The 24,782-nt window shown below is 53.9% G+C and carries 20 protein-coding genes; 6 read left to right on the top strand and 14 right to left on the bottom strand.

The features are described from left to right. Positions 1-8: 8 nt before the first annotated feature. On the top strand, positions 9-2,096 hold the full coding sequence (malQ, locus tag E1B03_RS24555) for a 4-alpha-glucanotransferase (protein ID WP_133087070.1): 2,088 nt from the start codon (positions 9-11) through the stop codon (positions 2,094-2,096). A 136-nt stretch (positions 2,097-2,232) separates the two neighbouring features. On the opposite strand, the gene gntT is transcribed toward malQ, so the two are convergent. The 3 genes from gntT to gntX form a co-directional block, all read right to left on the bottom strand. Beyond that, positions 2,233-3,549, bottom strand: coding sequence for a gluconate transporter (gntT, locus tag E1B03_RS24550; RefSeq protein WP_003023507.1), 1,317 nt, complete (start codon positions 3,547-3,549; stop codon positions 2,233-2,235). A gap of 376 nt (positions 3,550-3,925) precedes the next feature. Then, positions 3,926-4,501, bottom strand: coding sequence for a Fe-S biogenesis protein NfuA (gene nfuA, locus E1B03_RS24545; protein ID WP_003023509.1), 576 nt, complete (start codon positions 4,499-4,501; stop codon positions 3,926-3,928). A gap of 58 nt (positions 4,502-4,559) precedes the next feature. Further along, positions 4,560-5,243, bottom strand: coding sequence for a DNA utilization protein GntX (gene gntX, locus E1B03_RS24540; RefSeq protein ID WP_103769577.1), 684 nt, complete (start codon positions 5,241-5,243; stop codon positions 4,560-4,562). Positions 5,244-5,280: 37 nt separating this feature from the next. On the opposite strand from gntX, the gene bioH reads away from it, so the two are divergent. Then, positions 5,281-6,051 (top strand): pimeloyl-ACP methyl ester esterase BioH, encoded by a 771-nt coding sequence (gene bioH / locus E1B03_RS24535; protein ID WP_133087069.1) that lies wholly within the window; start codon positions 5,281-5,283, stop codon positions 6,049-6,051. A gap of 44 nt (positions 6,052-6,095) precedes the next feature. On the opposite strand, the gene E1B03_RS24530 is transcribed toward bioH, so the two are convergent. From E1B03_RS24530 to greB, 6 genes are all read right to left on the bottom strand, one after another. Continuing rightward, the gene (locus tag E1B03_RS24530; RefSeq protein ID WP_133087068.1) at positions 6,096-7,058 is read right to left on the bottom strand and encodes an Rpn family recombination-promoting nuclease/putative transposase; all 963 of its coding nucleotides are present in this window, start codon (positions 7,056-7,058) and stop codon (positions 6,096-6,098) included. A gap of 246 nt (positions 7,059-7,304) precedes the next feature. Continuing rightward, a complete protein-coding gene (feoC, locus tag E1B03_RS24525) occupies positions 7,305-7,541 on the bottom strand; it encodes a [Fe-S]-dependent transcriptional repressor FeoC (protein WP_003023516.1) in 237 nt (78 codons plus the stop codon). A gap of 11 nt (positions 7,542-7,552) precedes the next feature. Beyond that, positions 7,553-9,871 (bottom strand): Fe(2+) transporter permease subunit FeoB, encoded by a 2,319-nt coding sequence (gene feoB / locus E1B03_RS24520; protein WP_103769580.1) that lies wholly within the window; start codon positions 9,869-9,871, stop codon positions 7,553-7,555. Positions 9,872-9,889: 18 nt separating this feature from the next. Further along, complete coding sequence (feoA, locus tag E1B03_RS24515; protein ID WP_133087067.1) at positions 9,890-10,117, bottom strand: ferrous iron transporter A; 228 nt, start codon at positions 10,115-10,117, stop codon at positions 9,890-9,892. 431 nt (positions 10,118-10,548) lie between these two features. Then, positions 10,549-12,882 (bottom strand): Tex family protein, encoded by a 2,334-nt coding sequence (locus E1B03_RS24510; RefSeq protein WP_133087066.1) that lies wholly within the window; start codon positions 12,880-12,882, stop codon positions 10,549-10,551. Positions 12,883-12,980: 98 nt separating this feature from the next. After that, complete coding sequence (gene greB / locus E1B03_RS24505; protein ID WP_016154802.1) at positions 12,981-13,454, bottom strand: transcription elongation factor GreB; 474 nt, start codon at positions 13,452-13,454, stop codon at positions 12,981-12,983. A gap of 225 nt (positions 13,455-13,679) precedes the next feature. Here greB and ompR point away from each other — a divergent pair, with 225 nt between their 5' ends. Further along, positions 13,680-14,399 carry an osmolarity response regulator transcription factor OmpR gene (gene ompR / locus E1B03_RS24500; protein WP_001157751.1) on the top strand — a complete coding sequence of 240 codons (720 nt, stop codon included), beginning with the start codon at positions 13,680-13,682 and terminating at the stop codon, positions 14,397-14,399. Further along, positions 14,396-15,748, top strand: coding sequence for a two-component system sensor histidine kinase EnvZ (gene envZ / locus E1B03_RS24495; protein WP_103769582.1), 1,353 nt, complete (start codon positions 14,396-14,398; stop codon positions 15,746-15,748). The genes ompR and envZ overlap by 4 nt, the downstream gene beginning before the upstream one ends. A gap of 79 nt (positions 15,749-15,827) precedes the next feature. On the opposite strand, the gene pckA is transcribed toward envZ, so the two are convergent. Continuing rightward, positions 15,828-17,450 (bottom strand): phosphoenolpyruvate carboxykinase (ATP), encoded by a 1,623-nt coding sequence (gene pckA, locus E1B03_RS24490; protein WP_103769583.1) that lies wholly within the window; start codon positions 17,448-17,450, stop codon positions 15,828-15,830. Positions 17,451-17,828: 378 nt separating this feature from the next. Between pckA and E1B03_RS24485 the strand changes: the two genes are divergently transcribed. Then, positions 17,829-19,547, top strand: coding sequence for a DUF4153 domain-containing protein (locus E1B03_RS24485; protein ID WP_133087065.1), 1,719 nt, complete (start codon positions 17,829-17,831; stop codon positions 19,545-19,547). Positions 19,548-19,649: 102 nt separating this feature from the next. On the opposite strand, the gene hslO is transcribed toward E1B03_RS24485, so the two are convergent. From hslO to igaA, 4 genes are all read right to left on the bottom strand, one after another. Further along, entirely contained in the window at positions 19,650-20,528 is an 879-nt protein-coding gene (gene hslO / locus E1B03_RS24480; RefSeq protein WP_103769633.1) for an Hsp33 family molecular chaperone HslO, read from the bottom strand. Positions 20,529-20,552: 24 nt separating this feature from the next. Beyond that, the gene (gene hslR, locus E1B03_RS24475) at positions 20,553-20,954 is read right to left on the bottom strand and encodes a ribosome-associated heat shock protein Hsp15 (RefSeq protein ID WP_103769585.1); all 402 of its coding nucleotides are present in this window, start codon (positions 20,952-20,954) and stop codon (positions 20,553-20,555) included. A 10-nt stretch (positions 20,955-20,964) separates the two neighbouring features. Next, complete coding sequence (gene yrfG / locus E1B03_RS24470) at positions 20,965-21,633, bottom strand: GMP/IMP nucleotidase (protein WP_003023533.1); 669 nt, start codon at positions 21,631-21,633, stop codon at positions 20,965-20,967. 62 nt (positions 21,634-21,695) lie between these two features. After that, positions 21,696-23,831: an intracellular growth attenuator protein IgaA gene (igaA, locus tag E1B03_RS24465; protein ID WP_103769586.1), complete on the bottom strand. Its 2,136-nt coding sequence runs from the start codon at positions 23,829-23,831 to the stop codon at positions 21,696-21,698. Between the two features lie 322 nt (positions 23,832-24,153). Between igaA and nudE the strand changes: the two genes are divergently transcribed. Continuing rightward, complete coding sequence (gene nudE, locus E1B03_RS24460) at positions 24,154-24,714, top strand: ADP compounds hydrolase NudE (protein WP_165955341.1); 561 nt, start codon at positions 24,154-24,156, stop codon at positions 24,712-24,714. The last annotated feature ends 68 nt before the right edge of the window (positions 24,715-24,782 follow it).

Below are 24,782 nucleotides of genomic sequence, written 5' to 3'. Positions count from 1 at the left end.
GAATCGCGATGGAAAGCAAACGTCTGGATAATGCCGCGCAGGCGGCGGGGATCAGCCCCAATTACATTAATGCCCACGGTAAACCGCAGTCTATTGGCGCCGAAACCAAGCGGCGTTTGCTTGACGCCATGCATCGCACCTCCGCCGCCGCTCAGGTGGCGGTCACTCCGGTGCCGAATGTCATGGTTTATACCGCTGGTAAGAAAATGCCACTGGCGGTAGAGGGAAGCGGAGAGTTTAACTGGCTGCTGACCACCGAAGAGGGCGTGCAGCACAAAGGGCATGCTGTCGGCGGTAAAGCTTTCAACCTTCCGGCGAAGCTGCCGGAGGGGTATCACACGCTGACTCTGACCCAGGGCGAGCTACGTACCCATTGCCGCATCATCGTTGCGCCGAAGCGCTGCTATGAGCCGCAGGCGCTGTTAGCCGGGCAGAAGCTGTGGGGGGCATGCGTTCAGCTCTATACCCTGCGTTCAGAAAAAAACTGGGGGATTGGCGACTTTGGCGATCTCCGCGCCATGCTGGTGGATGTGGCGCAACGCGGCGGCGCGTTTATCGGGCTTAATCCGATTCATGCGCTGTATCCGGCGAACCCGGAGAGCGCCAGCCCGTACAGCCCGTCGTCACGCCGCTGGTTGAATGTGATCTACATTGATGTTAACGCAGTCGACGATTTCCGCCTGAGTAAAGAGGCGCAGGTGTGGTGGCAGAAACCCGCGACGCAGCAAGCCTTGCAACGCGCGCGTGATGCCGAGTGGGTTGATTATTCTGCCGTTACCACCCTGAAGATGACGGCGCTACGTATGGCGTGGAAAAGCTTCTCTGCGCGCAATGATGAGCAGATGGCGGCATTTCGCCAGTTTGTGGCCCGGGAAGGGGATAGCCTCTACTGGCAGGCGGCATTTGATGCGCTGCATGCGCATCAGGTGAAAGAGGACGCATTGCGCTGGGGATGGCCGGTGTGGCCGCAGGCATTCCAGTCGGTGGACTCGCCAGAGGTAAAACGCTTCTGCGAAACGCATCGTGATGATGTGGATTTCTACCTGTGGTTGCAGTGGCTGGCATATAGTCAGTTTGCTGACTGCTGGCAAACCAGCCAGGGTTTTGCGATGCCGATTGGACTGTATCGCGACCTGGCGGTTGGCGTGGCCGAAGGTGGGGCGGAAACCTGGTGCGACCGCGAGCTGTACTGCCTGAAAGCCTCGGTGGGCGCACCGCCGGACATTCTCGGTCCGCTCGGGCAAAACTGGGGACTGCCGCCGATGGATCCGCACATCATCACCGCGCGCGCTTACGAACCGTTTATCGAACTGCTGCGCGCCAATATGCAGAACTGTGGCGCGCTGCGTATCGACCATGTTATGTCGATGCTGCGTCTGTGGTGGATCCCTTACGGAGAAACAGCCGATCACGGTGCCTACGTGCATTATCCGGTAGACGATCTGCTTTCAATTCTGGCGCTGGAAAGTAAACGTCATCACTGCATGGTGATTGGTGAAGATCTGGGTACCGTGCCGGTGGAGATCGTCAGCAAGCTGCGTGACAGTGGTGTCTATTCCTACAAAGTACTTTATTTTGAGAATGACCATGAGAAGAACTTCCGTGCGCCGAAAGCGTACCCGGAACAATCAATGGCAGTCGCGGCGACGCATGACCTTCCTACGCTTAAAGGTTATTGGGATAGCGGCGATCTGACGCTGGGTAAGGCGCTGGGCCTGTACCCGGATGAAGTCGTGCTGCGTGGGTTGTATCAGGACAGAGAACTGGCGAAACAGGGGCTGCTGGACGCGCTGCACAAATACGGTTGTCTGCCAAAACGTGCAGGTCACAAGGCGTCCCTGATGTCGATGACGCCGATTCTTAATCGCGGTATGCAACGCTACATCGCTGACAGCAACAGTGCGCTGCTGGGCCTGCAACCGGAAGACTGGCTGGATATGGCTGAGCCGGTCAACATTCCGGGGACCAGCGACCAGTACAAAAACTGGCGACGTAAGCTCACCGCCACGCTGGAGCAAATGTTTGCCGATGAGGGGGTGAATAAGCTGATTAAGGATTTGGATAAGCGCCGAAAAGCGGCCGCGAAGAAGAAGTAAAAAAGCCGGGGATTTCCCCGGCTTTTTTATGGTGAATGTTCGTAACACGTAGGCCTGATAAGCGCAGCGCCATCAGGCAATTCTGCTCATTGCCGGATTGGCGGCTTTGCCTTATCCGGCCTACAAGCCGTCTCGCTTAAACCACCATACCCAGCAGCAGACAACCTACCAGACCGCAGACGGAGATAATGGTTTCCAGCATTGACCATGACTTGATGGTCTCACCGATGGTCAGGTTGAAATACTCCTTGAACAGCCAGAAGCCTGGGTCGTTCACGTGGGAGAAAATGACGGAGCCGGAACCGACTGCAATAACCATCAGCTCGGGGCTTACGCCAGTCGTGGCAATCAGCGGCGCGACAATCCCACCTGCAGTAATTGCAGCAACGGTTGCGGAACCCAGCGCGATACGCAGTACCGCCGCGATAGACCATGCCATCAGCAATGGAGACACGTTAGAGCCGTGCATCATTGAAGCGATGTATTTGTCCACGCCGCTATCAACCAGAACCTGTTTAAAGGCACCGCCACCACCGATGATCAACAGCATCATCGCGATGATTTTGATTGAGGACACCAGCGTGTCGTTGATCTGATCCATCGAACGCCCACGGTTCAGACCAAAAGTGAACATCGCAATCAGCACCGCGATAAGCGTTGCCATGACCGGGTCACCGAGGAACTCTGCAACCGTCAGGAAAGCATGACCTTTTGGCAGAATCATCTCCGCCACGGCGCGCATTGCCATCAGGATAACCGGTACCAGAGAGGTCCAGACGCTGACGCCAAAGCCAGGCATCTCTTCTTCAGTAAAGGTTTTCGCGCTGTACAGACCTTCCGGGATTGGCTTATCAATGCCTTTCAGGAAGCGGGCGTACACCGGACCGGCGAGAATAACGGTCGGGATTGCCAGAATCGTACCAAACAGCAAGGTTTTACCCATATCTGCGTGGAAAATAGTGGCAATGGCGGTTGGACCCGGGTGCGGTGGCAGGAAGCCGTGCGTTACGGACAGCGCAGCAGCCATCGGCACGCCAACGTACAGCAGCGGGATGTTGGCAGCAGCGGCGATGGTGAACACCAGCGGCAGCATCAGCACGAAGCCGACTTCGTAGAACAGGGCAAAACCGACGGTGAAGCCGGTTAATACCACCGCCCACTGAATATGTTTTTTGCCGAATTTAGCAATCAGGGTGGTTGCGATGCGCTGTGCGCCGCCGCAGTCCGCCAGCATTTTGCCCAGCATGGCGCCAAAACCCATAATCAGGGCGAGGCTGCCAAGGGTTCCGCCGACGCCGGCTTTAATCGAACCGATGACTTTATCCAGTGGCATCCCTTGCATCAATCCGACAGCAAGCGCCACCAGGACGAGAGCGATGAAGCCGTTCATTTTGAAACGGATCATCAGGAGGAGTAACAAGATTACACCGATAGCAACGATGACTAATGGCATGATTTACCTGGCCTTTACTTTGTTATGGGTAACGTCAGTGTTTAGATGACAAATTCCGATTGTCCCGACCGGGAACAGAGCATTCTCAGCACCAATGCTGGTTGCCTTCAAAACTAATCAGTTTAGCTGGCTATTATGTGTGTGTTAGGTGCTGATGCGAATGATACGGGTAACATATGGCGCTTGAAAATCACCTGGGCAGGCAAAATTTAAATTATGAGAGGCTGGTCAAATTATGCGGGGGATTGTTGCAGGATAGATGCGAAGAAATGCAGGGAAGTAGGCCGGATAACGCGATTAATCTGCCATCCGGCATTAATGCCCGACGGCGACGCTGGACGTCTTATCGGGCCTATAGAAGTCTACAGGTTGGGCGTTAGTAGTAAGAGTGCTCGCCGCGCTGGTGTTCGGTTAAATCGCGAACGCCTTTCAGTTCAGGGAATTCAGCCAGCAGCTGCTTCTCGATACCTTCTTTCAGCGTGACATCTACCATTGAACAGCCGTTACAGCCGCCGCCAAACTGAAGAATGGCGTAGCCTTCATCGGTGATTTCCATCAGAGAGACGCGGCCACCGTGGCCTGCCAGCTGCGGGTTGATCTGCGATTGCAGCATGTATTCTACGCGTTCCATCAGCGGCGCATCATCGGCAACTTTACGCATTTTGGCGTTTGGTGCTTTCAGAGTCAGCTGGGAGCCTAACTGGTCGGTAACGAAATCGATTTCTGCATCTTCCAGATACGGTGCGCTCAGTTCATCAACATATGCGGTCAGCAGGTCAAATTTAATGGCGGTGTCGGTTGCTTCCACGGCGTCCGGCGGACAATAAGAAACGCCGCATTCAGCGTTAGGCGTGCCGGGATTAATCACAAATACGCGGATTTGTGTCCCTTCTTCCTGATTTGCCAGCAGTTTGGCAAAGTGCGCTTGTGCAGCATCGGAAATATGGATCATAGTAATGGCCTAATAGTTGACTATTTTACTTGGTTATAATACGCCCATCATCGAGGCTCTACAAGGTTCGACACAGGCACCATACCTGGACAGTCGCCGCGCCGTTGCGTAAAAGCAGCTGCGCGATTTCCGCGACGGTACTTCCGGTAGTGACGACATCATCCACAATAACCATATGGAGTCCCTGCACTGGCAATTCAAGGCGAAAGGCATTTTTCAGGTTACGTTTACGTAATCGGGCACTGAGATGGTGCTGCGTGGCGGTCGCCCGAATCCGTGTAATGGCTTGACCGTCCCAGTCGCAGCCTAGCCAGCGAGCCAGCGGGCGACACAGTAAATCGCTCTGATTAAATCCTCTGCGCCAGTGCCGTCGTTGCCAGAGCGGGACGCTGACGAGTCTGTCCGGCAGAGGAAGACCGCTGACGCGCCGGGCCTGTAATACCTCCAGCAACAGTAAACGTGAAAGGGCGCAGGCCATTTCGCTGCGTCGTGAAAACTTGAGCTGGTGGATAAGACCGCTCAACGGTGGAACATAGTCGCTGACGGTGACCAGCCGCTGCCACGGCGGTGGTTTTTGCAGGCAGCGCCCGCAGGGAACAACGGTATGAGCGGCAGGGAGTCCACATTGAGGGCACAGGCTGCCGTGCTGACGCGTTGCCCGCGTGCAAACCGAGCAAATCCCCCAATGCCCTAACGTCAGGGGCATTCGGCATAGCCAGCACAATCCTGGTACTGTTAGCATAGAAGCATCCTTTCAGGCTAAAAGAGAACAATAACTGATGAATGACATCTGGTGGCAGACCCAGGGTTCGGGAAATTGCCATCTTGTGCTGCTGCACGGATGGGGACTGAATGCGCAAGTGTGGCATTGCATAAGTGAGGAACTGAGCTCGCATTTTACGCTGCATCTTGTCGACTTACCGGGATTTGGTCGTAGCCAGGGTTTCGGTGCAATGTCGCTGGAAGAGATGGCTGAGCGGGTATTGCAACAGGCACCGGAGAAAGCTATCTGGCTCGGCTGGAGTCTGGGCGGGCTAGTCGCAAGCCAGGTGGCGTTAACGCATCCTGAACGTGTTCAGGCGCTGGTGACCGTTGCATCTTCCCCTTGCTTTAGCGCGCGGGATGAGTGGCCGGGTATCAAGCCAGAAGTGCTGGCAGGCTTCCAGCAGCAGTTGAGCGAAGATTTCCAGCGTACGGTGGAGCGTTTTCTGGCGTTGCAAACGATGGGCACGGAAACCGCGCGTCAGGATGCGCGAGCGCTGAAGAAAACGGTGCTGGCTTTACCCATGCCGGACGTCGAGGTGCTTAATGGCGGGCTGGAGATCCTGAAAACGGTCGATCTGCGTGAGTCGCTGTGCGCGGTGGAGATGCCTTTTCTGCGGATGTACGGCTATCTTGACGGGCTGGTTCCGCGCAAAGTCGTTCCAATGCTGGATGCCCTGTGGCCGCAAAGCGAGTCGTTGGTGTTTGCCAAAGCGGCGCATGCGCCGTTTATCTCGCATCCTGCCGAGTTCTGCTCTGCGCTGGTCGCGTTGAAGCAGCGGTTATAAACCCGTTGCGTTGCCCGGCACAGCCACGCTTGCCGGGCCTGAGATTAATGACTACGCGTAGCCAGATCCTCAGCGGTCAGGCCGGTAATTCTGAAGATGGTCAGTGGGTCTATACCATCAGCCTGCATGGTTGATGCAATACGTAAAGCTTCCTCTCGTTTACCTTGTTGCAGACCCGTTTGTAATCCCTCTTGTAACCCCTCTTTTAACCCTTTTCTATGACCTTCCTGAAGACCATTAAGGTGCCCTTCCTGACGTAATCTTTCGGCGATAGTCATCAACTTTTCCTTATGTTGGGGTAAACGCTCGGCGACTTCATGAAGAAACTCGCCAAAATGTGCGGTGTTCCCGGCCTGCATTAAATAATTAAACAAGGCTTTCAACTGGTTGTCATTAGCGTGTCCTTTAACAAGCAGGATGGCCAGCTTTTCTACCAGACCCATCAAATCGCGTTTACGAATATGTTTTTGGATGAGCTCCAGCAGCGCCATCCGGCGATGCTGCATGATCTCGTCATCGGGCACCACGGTGATATCGATAAGTGGAAATGCGGTGCTATAAAGTTGTCTGGCGGATTCTGGGTCATCAAATTCGTCCAGCCAACAAAGTGAGTAGGGGTATGGGCTTGCTGAGCCATGATAAAAAAGCATGGGTATTACCAGCGGGAGTTTCTTGTGGCCTGCAGCCAAATGACGATGCATTACCGCAATGGCATAGCGCATTAGCCGAAACGCCATATGGGCATCGGCGGTGCTCTGATGCTCAATGATGGTGTAAATATAGCCATCGCCTTCGCGCGTTTTTAACGACCACAGCACATCAGAGTAGTACGCGCGCAAATCGTCCTCAATAAAGCTGCCAGATTCCAGTTGTAGCGTTTTCAGATCGCACAGTTTTTGCAAAGAGTCAGGAAGATGGAGCTGAAGAAAGTCGCGTGCGGTCGCCGGGTGGTTCAAGAACGTTTTGAAAATCGCGTCATGCGGAGTAGTAGAAGTGTCAGTATTCATGGCGATCCGTCACCTGAGAAACAAGATGTCGAGACTCTACTTTCCTGGTCGCCAATAAGCACTCATGAATTAATAACGATGCGCGGCAGGCTGGAGGATAGATCTTTATTGCTGAAAACAGAGAGGTCTTTGTGGAACCCATTACGCAAAAAGCCGGATATAAGCTTAAACGCTATATCCGGCCTGCACATTTGCAGTCATTTGTAGGCCGGATAAGCGTAGCGCCATCCGGCAAAGAGCATCTGATTAACGTAAAGCCCACCACTCGCGCAGGCAGGCTTTACCTTCCGGGCAGCTTTTGCAGCTTCCGGAAAGGCACCCGTCGGCATCTTCCTGAATCCGCACCGCTTTGCCCATTTTTTCTAACTGATTCAGCATGGCGTCGATCATGGGCTGCGGGGTGTGCAGCGTGTGGCTAATTTGTGTCGCCTCCATGCGTCCCCGCAAAGCCAATAAATCACGAACCTGAATAAGCGATGCCATCGTCTATAACCTTAGTGGCAATCGCCAGTAGTGCTGGAACAACAGGAACTCGCCGTTCTGTTGGTCGCCAGCAGCGCGAGGTCGACGCGGCTGCGGGCTCGACGCAGCAGGCCCAGCAACACGATGTTAAACAAGATGACCGCTAAAATGCACACCAGGCTGTAGGTCGGGTGCTCTTTGTAGCTGACCGTCTGATAAAACAGCGTTGACAGAGAATAGGCGATGTTCAGGCCCCACAGAATTGAGAAGCTCATCCAGCCACGGCTGGATTCACGTGCGATAGCGCCCATCACTGAAATGCACGGTACATACAGCAGAACAAAAATCAGATAGCTGTACGCGGCGGCGGCGCTGCCAAATTTCTCGCCCATCACGCCCATTGCGCCGGTAGCCATTTCACCGTCACCCTTGCTGGCTTCGATAGGGTTAGCCAGAACGCTCAGGCTGAAGGTGTCTTTCAGGCTTTGCCAGGTTTCATCCACCGCGCTGAGCAGCTCATCACCGAGGTGGAAATCTGCCGGGTTGAATTCTTCTTCCTGAATGTTTTCTGCGGTATAGAGCGTGTTCAGCGTACCGACAACCACTTCTTTCGCCATTGCGCCGGTGAACAGACCTACGGTTGCCTGCCAGTTATCTTCGTGAACGCCAATCGGCTTGAAGACTGGGGTAATGACGCGGCTAACGGAGGCCAAAGCAGAGTCGTTGATGTTGTCGACGATTTTTCCACTCAGCGAGAAACTGTTAAACGCGCTGAGGAAAATGCTAACGATGATGATGACCTTACCCGCGCGCAGAACGAAGCCTTTCAGGCGTTGCCAGGTCTGAATGATCAGACTCTTAATGTGCGGCACGTGGTACACCGGCAGCTCCATCACGAACGGCGTTGCTTCGCCACGCATGATGGTGTGCTTGAGCATCAGACCGGTCAACACTGCCATAATGATACCCAGCACGTACAGTGAGAAGACCGCCAGCGCGCCGTTCTGACCAAAGAACGCTGCGGCGAAGACGGCGAAAATCGCCAGACGTGCGCCACAGGACATAAACGGCGCCATCATGATGGTCATCAAACGCTCACGCGGTGCGTCCAGCGTACGTGCGCCCATCACGGACGGCACGTTACAGCCAAAACCGACAATCAGCGGAACAAACGATTTGCCCGGCAGTCCCAGCGCCTGCATCAGACGATCCATCACAAACGCGGCGCGCGCCATGTAGCCGGAGTCTTCAAGGAAGGAGAGGAACAGGTACATCATGCCGATTTGTGGTACCAACGGCAGCACGGTGTTAATCCCGCCGCCAAGGCCCTGGGCCAGGAAGATGGTAAGCCAGTCCGGGAAGTGCAGCGTGTAGCCAATCCACTGAATACCATGGATAAAGAGCGCTACGGAGCCAACGTCAAACAACGGTTGCAGTGCGCCACCAATGTTGATGGCGAGCAGGAACATCAGGTACATCACGAACAGGAAAATCGGCAGACCGAGGAAGCGGTTAAGGACGATTTTATCTACTGCGGTGGTGAAACGGCTCGGCTCTGCCGTCAGGGTGTTACTGACGGTATCGCAGATAGCGGCAATACACTGATAGCGCGCATCGGCGATATGCAGAGCCGGATCGTCCATTGTCTCGCTCAGACGCGCAATGGCGGCATCAAGGTTTTGTGCGGCATCACCGGCGTAAGCGCGGCTGTAGATATCGCCTTCCAGCATCTGCAGGCCCAGCCAGCGGCGTTGTTTAAGCGGCATATCTTTGGCCATCGCATCGGCGAGGGAATCCGCTTCCTGCAACAACGGCTGGGCATAATGGACCAGCTCGACGGTGTCGTTCTCTTTGTAGCGATCGATCGCCAGCTTCAGCGCTTCAATGCCGCGAGCGCGGGTGGAAACCAGCGGAACCACCGGGCAGCCAAGACGAGCGGAGAGGGCGTCGATATCGATACGGATTTGCTGCTTTTCAGCAATATCCAGCATGTTCAGCGCGACGATGCAGGGGATGCCCAGCTCAAGCAGTTGCAACGTCAGGTAGAGGTTGCGCTCAAGGTTTGAAGCATCAACCACGTTGATCAAGAGATCCGCGTCACCGCTTAAAATGTAGTGGCAGGCAATCTGTTCATCGAGAGAGGTTTGGGATGAGATTGTCGTCAGAGAATAGGTGCCGGGTAAATCCACCAGCGTGACCTGATGGTCCGTCGTGGCGAAATGACCTTCTTTACGCTCAACGGTAACGCCAGCCCAGTTGCCTACACGCTGGCGCGCGCCGGTGAGCTGGTTGAATAAGGTTGTCTTGCCGGAATTAGGATTACCAATTAAACCAATGGTTAGTTTTTTCATTTTTATAGACTCACTGTATTAACAGGAAACCGCTTCCACTTCTAATAACGCCAAATCCTTCTTACGCAATACCAGACTTACGCGACGCGTTTCGATATGGATAGGATCGCCGAGCGGGGCGATGCGTACCACGTTGAAGGAGGAGCCGGGTAGCATGCCAAGTGACAACAGTTTCTGACGATAAGCCGGGCTGATTTCACGGGCAAAACCGGTAATTTTCCACGCACTGTCAGGAGTGAATTGCATAGGGACCTACTTATATCTCGCTAACTGGATGATTACCTCATGGGGCGATAGGGCGGCATGAGACCAGATGATTAGCCAACGTAAGGAAAGAGTAAATAATCAACAGATCAATGATAATGAGAATGGTTTCTATCATCAATAGAATAAATGTGACGGAATGTACAATTGGATAATAATTTGAGCCAATTTTGATATTACTCAATATTTATTCTGGTTGGGAACGAAGGATTCGCGGAAGTAATTATTGGGATCTTAATGTTTAATTAAGGTTTCATCTGTTAATGAAGTGATAAATATATTGTGGTGCAAAGCGAGAAATAGATTAAATATGCCGGATGGCGACGCTCATGCGTGTTATCCGGCATACAAATTAATGGCGACTACCACGCCGGACAGGGCGTTCACGCCGCCATCCGGCACACGGTTTAAACTTAGCGTTTTTTACCCATTGCCGCCGCCAGCGCATCCATCATGGCGCTGTTGCCCGCAGGCTGGGCGTCACGGCCACGCGGTTTCGCGGCTTTTGGTGCCGGGCGATTGCCCTGAGTGCGATCGTTATTCCCACCGCCGCGGCGCGCATTGGTTTCACCTGGCTGCTCGTCCAGACGCATGGTCAGCGCGATACGCTTACGTTGCAGGTCCACTTCCAGCACTTTCACCTTCACAATGTCGCCCGCTTTCACCACGGTGTGTGGATCTTCGACGAACTTATTCGACAGCGAAGAGATATGCACCAGGCCGTCCTGATGCACGCCAATATCAACAAACGCGCCGAAGTTGGTGACGTTGGTAACAGCCCCTTCCAGAATCATTCCCGGCAGCAGATCGTTCATGGTTTCTACGCCATCAGCAAACTGCGCGGTTTTAAATTCAGGACGCGGGTCGCGGCCCGGTTTTTCCAGCTCTTTGATGATGTCGGTGACGGTCGGTACCCCGAAGCGTTCGTCGGTAAAATCGGCGGCTTTCAGATTACGCAGTTCGTCACTGTTGCCCATCAGATCGCGCAGCGATTGCTCGGTGGCGGCCAGAATGCGTTCCACAATTGGATAAGCTTCCGGGTGAACGGTAGAGGCATCCAGCGGGTTATCGCCGTGGTTGATTCGCAGGAAGCCCGCGCACTGTTCAAAGGCTTTAGGCCCCAGACGGCTAACTTTTAGCAGTTGCTGACGGTTCTGGAACTGACCGTTCTCGTCGCGCCAGGCGACAATGTTTTGCGCCATCATGCGCGTCAGACCGGCCACGCGTGTCAGCAGCGGTACGGAGGCGGTATTCAGATCGACGCCGACGGCGTTCACACAGTCTTCCACTACCGCATCCAGCTTACGCGCCAGTTGCGTCTGGCTAACGTCGTGCTGATACTGGCCCACGCCGATAGATTTCGGATCGATTTTCACCAGCTCAGCCAGCGGGTCCTGCAGACGACGGGCGATAGACACCGCACCGCGCAGCGAAACGTCGAGGTCCGGGAACTCCAGCGCCGCCAGCTCGGAAGCGGAGTAAACCGATGCCCCAGCTTCACTAACGATTACTTTCTGTGCGGTGACTTGTGGGAACTGCTTCTGCACGTCGAGGAAGAAACGCTCGGTTTCGCGCGACGCCGTACCGTTACCAATCGCCACCAGCTCAACGTTGTATTTTTCACATAATGCCGCAACGGCAACGGCAGCTTTGGCGGCCTGGCCAGTATGCGGATAAATGGTGTCGGTTGCGACCAGCTTGCCGGTACCGTCAACCACCGCCACTTTTACCCCGGTACGCAGACCCGGATCGAGACCCATGGTGGCGCGCAGCCCGGCTGGGGCAGCCATCAGCAGATCATGCAGGTTACGGGCAAAGACGTTGATTGCTTCATCTTCCGCACGTTCGCGCACGGTACCCATCAGCTCGGTTTCAAGGTGCATCAGCACTTTGATGCGCCACGTCCAGCTAACAACGCCTTTACGCCAGCTGTCGGCAGGTGCGTTGTTCAGGCGCAGTCCCAGGTGATCCTGGATAATCTGCTCGCCGTGGCTCTCTTTTGGCGGCTCATCGAATTGCGGATCGGCATTCAGAGAAAGTTGCAGTACGCCTTCGTTACGACCACGGAACATGGCCAGCGCACGGTGGGATGGCACGGTTGAAATCGGTTCGTGATGGTCGAAGTAGTCGCGGAACTTAGCGCCTTCCTCTTCTTTACCGCTTACCACGGTGGCGACCAGGTGGGCGTTTTTCCACAGGTAATCACGCACTTTCGCCAGCAGCGCAGCGTCCTCGGCAAAGCGCTCCATCAGAATGTAGCGTGCGCCGTCGAGGGCGGCTTTGGTATCCGCCACACCGTTTTCGGCGTTGAGATATTTAGCGGCTTCTGTTTCCGGGTCGTGGGACGGTTCGTTCCACAACAGGTCTGCCAGCGGTTCCAGCCCGGCCTCAATAGCGATCTGCCCGCGGGTGCGGCGCTTAGGTTTGTACGGCAGATAGAGATCTTCGAGTTCGGTCTTACTTAACGTGCCGTTGATCGCGTTAGCCAGATCGTCGGTCAGTTTGCCTTGCTCACCGATAGATTTCAGGATGGCCTGACGGCGGTCTTCCAGTTCACGCAGATATCCCAGACGGGTCTCCAGATTACGCAGTTGCGTATCGTCCAGACCGCCGGTGATTTCCTTACGATAACGTGCGATAAACGGCACGGTGTTCCCTTCGTCAAGCAGGCGAACGGCAGCTTCTACCTGTTCAGCACGAGCCTGAATTTCACCTGCGATAATGCGGCAGAAAGAATCATTCATCATGGATAGCTTCGTCTATAGGATAAAAAATCAGGGGATAGTTATACGGATTGACTGGCAAAAATGCCAGTCATCTACGGGGGCTTCGGATTGTTCCGGTCTCACTTAACGTATTCAATCTCGTTCACGTACCAGCTGGCTTCACCGCCAGGGGTGTTTACTATCGCGAGATCGCCGACCTCTTTTTTCAGCAGCGCCCGCGCCATTGGCGAGTCGATAGAGATGTAATCTTTACGACCGAAGATCTCATCGTAGCCGACAATGCGGAATTTGCGGATGTCGCCATCGTCATTTTCAATCTCAACCCATGCGCCAAAGAACACTTTGCCCTCCTGCTGCGGGGAGTAATCGACGATTTTCAGGTTCTCCATGCACTTGGTCAAATAACGGACCCGGCGGTCGATCTCACGCAGGCGCTTTTTATTATACTGGTAGTCGGCATTTTCGCTGCGGTCACCCAGACTTGCGGCCCAGGTAACTTTTTTGGTGACTTCCGGGCGCTCTTCACGCCAGAGGTAATTCAGCTCTTGTTTAAGTTTTTCATACCCTTCACGGGTTATCAGGGGCGTTTTCATCTTATTGTTTTACCTTCGACTCTGTGATGATGCGCACAATTAGTATTACGTGAGCATATCAACAGAATAAATAATGTATTGCGAGAAACATTGTATACTTAAGCTGCTGTTTAATATGCTTTGTAACAATTTAGCCTGGAATTCATACCAGAATTCGCTGGTGACTCACGTTAGCTTTCTTAAGAATATACACTTAATTGTTGCGAACCTTTGGGAGTAATAACAATGCAAGAGAACTATAAGATTCTGGTGGTCGATGACGACATGCGCTTGCGTGCGCTTCTGGAGCGTTATCTGACCGAGCAGGGCTTCCAGGTTCGAAGCGTCGCAAACGCTGAGCAGATGGATCGTCTGCTGACCCGTGAGTCCTTCCACCTGATGGTGCTGGATTTAATGCTGCCGGGAGAAGATGGCCTGTCTATTTGCCGTCGCCTGCGCAGCCAGAGCAACCCGATGCCGATCATTATGGTCACCGCAAAGGGCGAAGAAGTTGACCGTATCGTAGGGCTGGAAATCGGCGCTGACGATTACATCCCGAAACCGTTTAACCCGCGTGAACTGCTGGCGCGTATTCGCGCTGTACTGCGTCGCCAGGCGAACGAACTGCCGGGCGCGCCTTCTCAGGAAGAAGCGGTCATTGCGTTTGGTAAGTTCAAACTGAACCTCGGTACGCGTGAAATGTTCCGCGAAGATGAGCCAATGCCGCTCACCAGCGGCGAATTTGCGGTACTGAAAGCGCTGGTAAGCCACCCGCGCGAGCCGTTGTCCCGCGACAAGCTGATGAATCTGGCCCGTGGTCGTGAATACTCGGCGATGGAGCGTTCTATCGACGTGCAGATCTCCCGTCTGCGTCGTATGGTGGAAGAAGATCCGGCGCATCCGCGCTACATTCAGACCGTATGGGGTCTGGGCTACGTCTTTGTTCCGGACGGTTCTAAAGCATGAGGCGAATGCGCTTCTCGCCACGAAGTTCGTTTGCCCGCACGTTATTGCTCATCGTCACCTTGCTGTTTGCCAGCCTGGTGACGACTTACCTGGTAGTGCTGAACTTCGCGATTCTGCCGAGCCTCCAGCAGTTTAATAAGGTCCTGGCCTACGAAGTTCGTATGCTGATGACAGATAAACTGCAGCTGGAGGACGGTACGCAACTGGTGGTGCCGCCCGCATTCCGCCGGGAAATTTACCGTGAGCTGGGTATTTCCCTCTATTCCAACGAGGCCGCTGAAGAAGCCGGACTGCGTTGGGCGCAACACTATGAATTCTTAAGTCATCAGATGGCGCAGCAGCTGGGTGGCCCGACGGAAGTTCGCGTTGAGGTCAACAAAAGCTCGCCGGTTGTGTGGCTGAAAACCTGGCTGTCGCCCAACATCTGGGTACGCGTACCGCTGACCGAAATCCATCAGGGTGATTTCTCACCGCTGTTCCGCTATACGCTGGCGATTATGCTGCTGGCTATCGGTGGAGCGTGGCTGTTTATCCGTATCCAGAACCGACCATTAGTGGATCTTGAACATGCGGCGCTGCAGGTGGGGAAAGGTATCATTCCGCCGCCGTTGCGTGAGTATGGCGCTTCAGAGGTGCGCTCGGTAACCCGAGCCTTTAACCATATGGCCGCGGGTGTGAAGCAGTTGGCAGATGACCGCACGTTGTTAATGGCGGGCGTGAGCCACGATTTGCGTACACCACTGACGCGTATTCGTCTGGCGACCGAAATGATGGGCGAAGAGGACGGTTATCTCGCGGAGTCCATCAATAAGGACATCGAAGAGTGTAACGCCATTATCGAGCAGTTCATCGACTACCTGCGTACCGGTCAGGAGATGCCGATGGAGATGGCGGATCTGAATTCGGTGTTAGGTGAAGTGGTCGCGGCGGAAAGCGGCTATGAACGTGAAATCGAAACAGCGCTGCTGCCGGGCAGCATTCAGGTGAAGATGCACCCGCTGTCGATCAAGCGTGCGGTTGCCAATATGGTGGTTAACGCCGCTCGCTACGGCAACGGTTGGATTAAGGTCAGTAGCGGAATGGAGCAGCATCGCGCCTGGTTCCAGGTAGAAGATGATGGTCCGGGCATCAAGCCGGAGCAGCGTAAACACCTGTTCCAGCCGTTTGTTCGCGGCGACAGCGCGCGTAGTACCAGCGGCACGGGGCTGGGTCTGGCGATTGTGCAGCGTATTATCGATAACCATAACGGTATGCTGGAAATTGGTACCAGCGAGCGGGGTGGGTTGTCGATTCGCGCCTGGCTTCCGGTGCCCTTCACTCGTACGCCGGGCAACACGAAAGACGCATAACAAAGGGAGGCGAAAAGCCTCCCTTTTTGTTGCTGTAGGCCGGATAAGGCGAAACCGCCATCCGGCACTTTTCTTTTCGTTACAGCTTCGGTCCGGCGCTAACCAGCGCTTCACCCGCAGGGGTGTCGGTGTATTTCTCGAAGTTCTCGATAAACAGTTTCGCCAGTGCGTTGGCTTTTTCCTGCCATTGCTCCGGAGACGCGTAGGTATTACGCGGATCGAGAATGCGAGTGTCCACGCCCGGCAGCTCGGTCGGGATAGCCAGGTCAAACATTGGCAGACGGAACGTTTCCGCGTCATCCAGCGAACCGTTCAGGATGGCATCGATAATCGCGCGGGTATCTTTGATAGAGATACGCTTGCCGGTACCGTTCCAGCCGGTGTTAACCAGATATGCCTGCGCACCTGCCGCCTGCATGCGTTTCACCAGCACTTCTGCGTACTGCGTTGGGTGCAGCGACAGGAATGCTGCGCCAAAGCAGGCAGAGAAGGTTGGGGTTGGTTCGGTGACGCCACGTTCAGTACCGGCCAGCTTGGCGGTAAAGCCAGACAGGAAATGGTACTGTGTTTGGTCTGCCGTCAGGCGAGAAACCGGCGGCAGCACGCCAAACGCGTCGGCGGTCAGGAAGATCACTTTGGTAGCATGACCCGCTTTTGACACCGGCTTAACGATGTTTTCGATGTGATAAATCGGGTAGGACACGCGGGTGTTTTCGGTTTTGGAACCGTCATCGAAATCGATGGAACCATCTTCGCGCACGGTGACGTTTTCCAGCAGCGCATCACGACGGATCGCGTTGTAGATTTCCGGCTCGGCATCTTTAGACAGTTTGATGGTCTTCGCGTAGCAACCGCCTTCGAAGTTAAACACGCCATCGTCATCCCAGCCGTGTTCGTCATCGCCAATCAGGCGGCGTTTCGGGTCGGTGGACAGTGTGGTTTTACCGGTGCCGGACAGGCCAAAGAAGACCGCCACATCACCTTTTTCCCCGACGTTTGCCGAGCAGTGCATGGAGGCAATACCCTTCAGCGGCAGCAGGTAGTTCATTACGGAGAACATACCTTTCTTCATTTCGCCGCCGTACCAGGTACCACCAATCAGTTGGATACGCTCAGTCAGGTTGAAAGCCACGAAGTTTTCGGAGTTCAGACCCTGTTCTTTCCACTGCGGGTTGGTGCATTTAGCGCCGTTCATCACGATGAAATCAGGTTTGAAATCAACCAGCTCTTCGTCGCTTGGGCGGATGAACATGTTTTTGACAAAATGCGCCTGCCAGGCGACTTCGGTAATGAAGCGTACGGAAAGGCGGGTATCGGCGTTAGCGCCGCAGAAAGCATCAATGATAAACAGACGCTTGCCGGAAAGCTGTTGGGTGACTAATCCTTTCAGATGCTGCCAGGTTTCCGGGGAGAGCGGTTTGTTGTCGTTCTTACCTTTACCTTTGTCTGACCACCAGAGCGTGTCACGCGTGGTGTCGTCACGGACAATGTACTTATCCTTTGGCGAACGTCCGGTAAAGATACCGGTATCAACGGCAACGGCGCCCAGGTTCGTTAACACGCCACGCTCATAACCTTGCAGGGAAGGATCAAGCTCCTCCTGGAAAAGCGTGTCGTAGTCTGGATTGTAAACGATATCCTGAACGTCATTGATACCATAAGCCTTGAGATCTTGCGGGGTTAAACGGGTGTTCACACGCATTTCACTGCTCCTTAGCCAATATGTATTACCTGGAATAGTAAGGTTTTTTAGGGATTGCTAACCGCGACAAGGCTCATAGATTTACGCATCCGGGAAAATCACGGGTAACCGAATGCGCTGCGACTCCTGTCACAAAGAGGCGGATATTATGGCAGGAAACCCTTTTTTGTTGTGGAAAATGTTCTTAAAACGTTAATAGAGAGTGTTTTTGGCGGGAATCTTGTGAGTGTAATCGCATTCACGTAAGAAAATAACGTAACTCATACATAAACAATATCGATTCACTTCCCGTGGCAGTGGTCTGAATCCGGCCCATCAATGCTCAAAATTGTGAAGTTGATGCGATAATTACCTTTTCTCTTCATTCTGGATGACGACATGGATAGTGTTGAACTTTCACGCACGACTCGCTGGGGCATGATATCCATCGGCCTGCTTCAGGGGATATTGTGCTACCTGCTGATGACGTATCTGGTGCCGCATAACGACTGCTGGCTGTTCTACGGCATGCCCGCGACAATTGCCCTCTCTTCGGCGCTTTTACTCACCGTAGTCTCTTTCAAACAACGTGCGCTGTGGTATTGGATGGCGTTGATCTTTGTTGCCGTGCTGGCGATGAGCGTCTGGCTAAAGTGGCAAATCGAGGGCAGCGACAGGTGGCGGCAAAATGATATTTTTATGCTCTACGGCTGGCGTTTACTGCTGATGGCGATGCTGGCTTTGCCGTGGATTCAGTACTCGCTCCAGGCATCCCGTCAGCAGACGCGCCATGCGCAGTTTTATACGAGCTTGTGGCTTAACGCGCTGACGTTACTGATCGTCTTTATTTCTAATGGCTTGTTCTGGCTGGTACTCCTGCTGTGGAGTGAGATGTTTGAGCTGGTCGGGATTACCTTTTTTAAAACGCTGTTCTTTGAAACCGACTGGTTTGTGTATGTTGCGGTAGGATTGATCACGGCTCTGGCGGTCGTGTTAGCCCGCACGCAGTCGCGTCTGGTCGTCGCAGTACAAAAGCTGCTGACGTTTATCGCCACTGGCCTGCTGCCCCTGGTCGCTTTGCTGGCGCTGATGTTTATGCTGACCTTGCCTTTCACCGGACTGGAGGCTATCTCGCAGCGGGTGTCTGCGGGTGGGTTGATGTCAACGCTGACGCTGCTCCTGCTGTTGTTGATGGCTATCGTGCGTGAGCCGCAAAAAGAGGCGCTTCCTTATCCTGGCGCGTTGCGCTACCTGATCAAATGTTCTCTGGTTGTCGCGCCCATCTATATGCTGATTGCCGGTTGGGCGTTGTGGGTGCGAATTCAGCAGTACGGTTGGACGCCCGAGCGTTTACATGGTGTGCTGGTGGTCTGCGTGCTGCTGGTCTGGGCGTTTGGTTATCTGGCGAGCATTTTACGCCATGGTCGGAATCCGCTTGCGTTTCAGGGGCAGGTGATTCTTTGTGTTTCGTTACTGGCGTTGGGGCTGTTGATTCTGCTGTCGTCACCGGTTATTGATGCCTGGCGCATCAGCGTCAACAGCCATATGGGGCGGTATCACAGCGGGAAAATTAAGCCGGATCAGGTCAGCCTGTATATGTTGGATCGCAGCGGAAAACCGGGACGTGCTGCGTTGGAGGCATTACAAAAAGATGTGGCGTTTAATCAGGACAGTAAGCGCCGACGCGACTTGAATTCTCTGCTGCAAGGAAGTCGCGATCCCATTCAGGGTCTGACAGCCACTCAGTTAGCGCCGAAAGTGACGATTGCGCCGGGTAGCAAGCAACCTGATGAGACCTTCTGGACGTATGTCAAAGGGCAGAGCTACCGTATTACCTCCTGCGTTGAGAAGAACGCATGCGTGCTGGTCGATCAGGACCTCAATGCGGATGGTAAGCCTGAACAGGTGCTGTATGCCTTTGGCGATGGGGTGAGTCTGGTTTTTGGTTTGCGGGAAAATAAATGGGATCTGTTAGCGGTTGCCGAGCTTCCTGAAGGATTCAATAAGGATAAATTACTGCAGGCGGTGGCGAACCATCAACTGGCTTCAGCCCCCAGAATCTGGCGGGATATCACTATTGATGGCACCCGATTGCAGATGAATTATTACAACGAGTGATCTTGTTGCCGATAGCGTTTTGCCGGATGGCGACGCGAATGCCTTATCCGGCCTACAATAGTTTTCCGTAGGCCAGATAAGCGCCATCACGCAAGACGGTGATTAATGTACTTGCGGGTCTGCCGGGGACGCGTTGCTGCGGATCTCAGCAATGTCCATGGCGTTAAACAGATAGTGGCTACCGCAGTAATCGCAGTGCATATCGATCTCGCCTTCTTCCGCCAGAATGCTGTCCACTTCTTCGTCCGGCAGCGTTTTCAGTGCGCCAGCGCAGCGTTCGCGTGAACAGGTGCATTTGAACTCAACGTCCTGCGGATCGTAGAGGGTGACCTCTTCTTCGTGGTACAAGCGCCACAGCACTTCGTTGGCCGGCAGCGTTAACAGCTCTTCGGTTTTGATGGTTTCGGTCAGGGCGGTCAGGTGATCGAAATCATCTGCCTGCGCGTTTTGCGCCGGCATTACCTGCAGCAGCATTCCGCCCGCGGCGGGTTTACCATCGACGTCGCCAGTACGGATAAACAGACGTGTCGGCAGCTGTTCAGAACGCATGAAGTAATCTTCCAGACAGGCGGCCAGCGTGTCACCTTCCAGACCAACCACGCCCTGATAGCGCTCGCCTTCTTCTGGCGTAATGGTGATCACCAGGTAGCCATTGCCCACCAGCGTTTTCAGATCAGCGCCTTCAGGAATATCGCCCTGAACGCGGGCCACGCCGCGCATCTGCTGATTGTTGTTGCCGTTAATGACGGCCAGGCTTAGCGGACCATCGCCCTGCAGCTGTACGGTGATATCACCGGCAAACTTCAGCGTGGCGGTGAGCAGGCTGGTGGCGACCAGCAGTTCAGCCAGCACGTTTTTGACCGGCTGCGGGTAAGTATGATTTTCGAGGATCTGTTGCAGGGTTTCCGAAACGGTCACCAGCTCGCCGCGCACGGCAAAATTTTCAAACAGATAACGATGTAATTGGTCATGTTGCGGCATAATCATCTCTCTTGCAGGTGACAGTCACTCGCTGTCGCCATGTTTAAATCGTAACAGGTCGCGGCGCTCTTTCTTGTCCGGTCGCCTGTCCGGGTGCGGCATGGTTAACGCGTTAAGTTTACGCGCCAGCGCCACTTTTTCGCGTTTTGCCACGCTTTCCGCGGTTTCTTCATACAGCGTAACGGCTTCCGTGGCCGGGCGACGCTGCTCGGTAATAGCCTTGATAATGACCGTTCGTTCGTCATTTCCCTGGCGCAGGGTGAGGGTGGCGTTCAGCTCGACAATCTTGCTCGGCTTACTGCGCTGGCCGTTGTAATGCACCTTGCCGCCTTCAACCATTTCGCGGGCTAACGCACGCGTTTTGTAAAAGCGTGCTGCCCACAGCCATTTATCCAGCCTGACTTCAGCAGAGGGCTTTTCTTTCATGGCGTCTCCTTCACATCAGTGAGGGGATCAGTCGGCGGTAGTCATTCAGTGACGGATGGCGTGCGTACTGTTTTTCCGCAATGCCAGAGTCGGGATTGGTCACGCCGAGGCAGTAACGAATACCGTACAGGGCAGCGGCGTCGAGAATGGGTTCGCTGTCGTCAATAAACAGTGTCTTCTCTGCACTCATTCCCGTTTCTTCAGCCACAGCGTGCCATAACCGCTGATCCTCTTTGGGATAACCAAATGTGTGGGTGGAAAGTAATAAATCAAGGTGTGAGGCCAGACCGGTATGCTCAAGCTTCACTGCCAGGTTATGTGGATGCGCGTTGGTGAGCAAAATACGGCGCTTGCCGCTGGCTTTCAAGGCATCAAGAAACGGTACGGTATCTTCACGCAAAACGGCGCGCGGTCCCTGTTCCGTAGTCATGGCGCAAATATCCAAATCCAGACACTCGCTCCAGTAATCCAGGCAGTACCAGTTTAGCGTATGCTGCACGGCATGATACTGCTGACGAATATAGTCCTGGGCTTCCTGGGGAGAAATACCCTGCTTCGCGCCGTAAGTTTCCGGCACCAGTTTTTGCCAGAAATAGTTATCGAATGCCAGGTCGAGCAGCGTGCCGTCCATATCTAACAACACGGTGTCGACATCCTGCCAGGCAATATTGATATGCATGGAAACCCCCCAGAAGAAAACATGATGCGCGACAGAGTAGCATATCCTGTCGCGCGAGCGTGTTATCGAATCAGGCTTTCCGGGTCGTCAATCAGCGTTGGATTCAGGCAACTTTCGTAGTAGCTCTGAATTTCCGCGATGCGGGTGCGGTGACGCTGGTAGCGTCTGAATGCTTGTATGCTGTTGTAGATAGCGCATCCGAGCATGGAGAACATCAGCAGCGTTGTGCCAAGGTAGCGCCATAATCCAGAGCGGTCCGGGATACGGTGCAGGCCAATATGCTGGGTGCCATTGGCGTCAGTCGAAATATTGGTGACGATCCCCTCCGCGCGAAACGGCGTCTGCATCAGCATCTGCGCCAGGCGCTGGAAGGCGTTCCACTGTTCCTGTGGCGGATAGTCATATAGCGAGGTTGTCGGCCACGGCTGATCGACCAGATCGCTGCCTTCGTCGCTGATAATCAGGAAACCGCCGGGGGCAGGGCTATTCAGCGCCTGGGCCGCTCGCGCTGTCTCGCGTGAAATAAACGGCGCCGTAGAGGTATTCACCAGATTATCCAGCGACTCTGCGCTTACCGGACGCAGCAGCACGTTCACGCCATCCAGTTTGCCTGCGTTCGCCCGTTTCACCAGCGCCGTCCAGTCTTTACTGTTACCAAGGTTTACCAGCGCATTTTTTAAGCGTACACATTCATCTTTGGCCGCACACAGATCGGCCGTTTTCAGGACAATCTCGCCAAAATCGTCCAGTAACACCATGCCGGACTTTTGGATTGCCGAGCGTAGCGATGCGCTGACGCGAGAGTCATCATCAGCTTTGGGATGCAGTTGGCGGTTCACGGCCTGCGTGAGCGCAGTAGCTTTACTCACCAGGTCAGACTCAGGCAGCGGCAATGCGCGGGCGTCATTCCAGATAATTTGCGTGCAATCGAAAGGCATAAACGGGGTGGCAGGCTGCGCATTCCAGCTCCCCTGGGTATGAATGTTACACATACCTGTACCGCTCAGGTGCAGCGTGTCACCCACGCGAACCCCCGCGTTTTCGAGCTGTTTAACGCTGGTTGCTTCGATAGTTTGCGCGCCTTTCATCCATGAAAGCGTGAGCTTTATCGGCATATCCAGTGGGATCCAAAACAGCAGCATCAGCAGTACCAGCAACGAGCCGCCCGCGATAACAGCGTTGCGTAGCCAGTGCTGTAACGGGAAGTTTTTCACTTCATCATGCAGGGATAAAAAACGCCCCTGGCGGACAACGTGGCGATCGAGATAAATATCGATATCCGTTTGCTGGCCAAGATCTTGTGCGATGTAAGGCTGCCAGTGCGGGGGATAAATCAGATCAATAATACCTAGCGAGATATTATTAATTTGCTCCTGGTCGTTTTCACCAAACAGCCCCCAGCGACGCGGCGTACCACGCAGACAATGAATTTCACGCAGGGCGGTTTTAGACGGCGGGGCGAACAGTCCCCACAGACCCGCTGCCAGCAGCAGTACTGCACCACCAACGGCCCACGGAGCAAACGTATCCGGGATTACCAAACATAAAAAGAACAGCAGGAATGATGCGGCAATCAGCAGCGCTTCGCGCAATCCCGACGGGCGGCTGAGAGCGTATTCTTCATGGGTTTCCTGGCGAATATTCAGCAGTTCAATCTGCTCGCTTTCTTCACCGCGAATGGACGCCTGGGTAGAGGCGGTATGCTGTAGCGCATAGCCACGCGCTTCCTGCATATATTCCTGCAGCGTATGGCCGTTCAGAGAAATAACCAACGGCAACGTATTGGTGTGGATTAGCTCGACGCTGTTTTCGTCATTGATGTATTGTTCCCAGAAAGGGGGAAGATGTACCTCAACGGAATCAAGATAGTAACGCCATTTGTTAGGATCGTCGGTAGTAATACCGTAACGTGTAATCGCGTGCGTAAGCACGATGACGCTATTACTTTGGGCGTTCAGCGTTAATGATACCGGCGCGGAGCTGGCGCCCGTTGGACCCGGGACCTGCTGAATTTGACTAAGGCTTTCGAGATAGTTTTCGACTGCACTGCGCTCTTCAGGCGTGAGTTTACGCTTTGAGGCGTCTGAGAAGACGTTGCTCAAGGGCAAATTTTTCCGCCTGGATTTCGTTCTGAGTAGCCATCCTGCAAGCAATGAGCAGGCCAGCAAAGCAGCTAAAAAAATTAGAATGGTGCTCATGCTTTCCCCATCTTACTTAGTCTGTCAGGCGTGGTCAGTCGCACCCTGTTCAATATTCGTGATTCTGTGGTTGGCTATCGGCAAGTGTGGAGTCGAACTTGAGCATCTTTAAGTACAGCCCAGTAAATGCGAATCATAGCAAAATCACTAAAAATGGAATATCAGCAAATTCCTGGAGTTATTTCAACCTATTGACTTTTAATTTGAAATAGGGATTAACTTTTAGTACGTTACATAAATGTAAATAAACGGCAATTCACATTGCCGAAACCGTGCGGTATATCGCACAATAACCCCAGATTTCACAGCAAAGATCCTCACAATGAGCAAATCATTACAGAAACCCACGATTTTGAAAGTGGAAACCGTCGCCCAATCCCGACTGTTTAAAGTCGAAAGCGTGGACCTTGAGTTCAGCAATGGCGTACGTCGCGTTTATGAACGTATGCGCCCATCCACGCGTGAAGCGGTAATGATTGTGCCGATTGTGGACGACCACCTGATCCTCATCCGTGAATATGCGGTTGGGACCGAATCTTATGAGCTGGGGTTTTCCAAAGGGTTAATCGATCCTGGCGAAAGCGTATTTGAGGCGGCGAATCGGGAACTGAAAGAAGAGGTGGGGTTTGGTGCAAAAGATCTGACGTTTTTAAAGAAACTCAGCATGGCGCCATCTTACTTCTCCAGCAAGATGAACATCGTGGTGGCTGAGGACTTATATTCTGAATCGCTGGAGGGCGATGAGCCTGAGCCATTACCGCAGGTGCGCTGGCCGCTGGCGCATTTAATGGACCTGCTGGAAGATCCTGATTTTCACGAAGCGCGTAATGTCAGTGCGCTGTTCCTCGTTCGCGAATGGCTGAAAGGGCAAGGGCGATTGTAGTTTATGTTGCCAGATGGCGGCTGACGCCTTATCCGGGCCTACAACATCCAGCAATATTAAATAATTGC

This window comes from Citrobacter arsenatis, assembly GCF_004353845.1.
GTDB classification, from domain to species: domain Bacteria; phylum Pseudomonadota; class Gammaproteobacteria; order Enterobacterales; family Enterobacteriaceae; genus Citrobacter; species Citrobacter arsenatis.
Note: the sequence above shows the minus strand (reverse complement) of the source record. Positions and strands in the feature narration are given on the sequence as shown.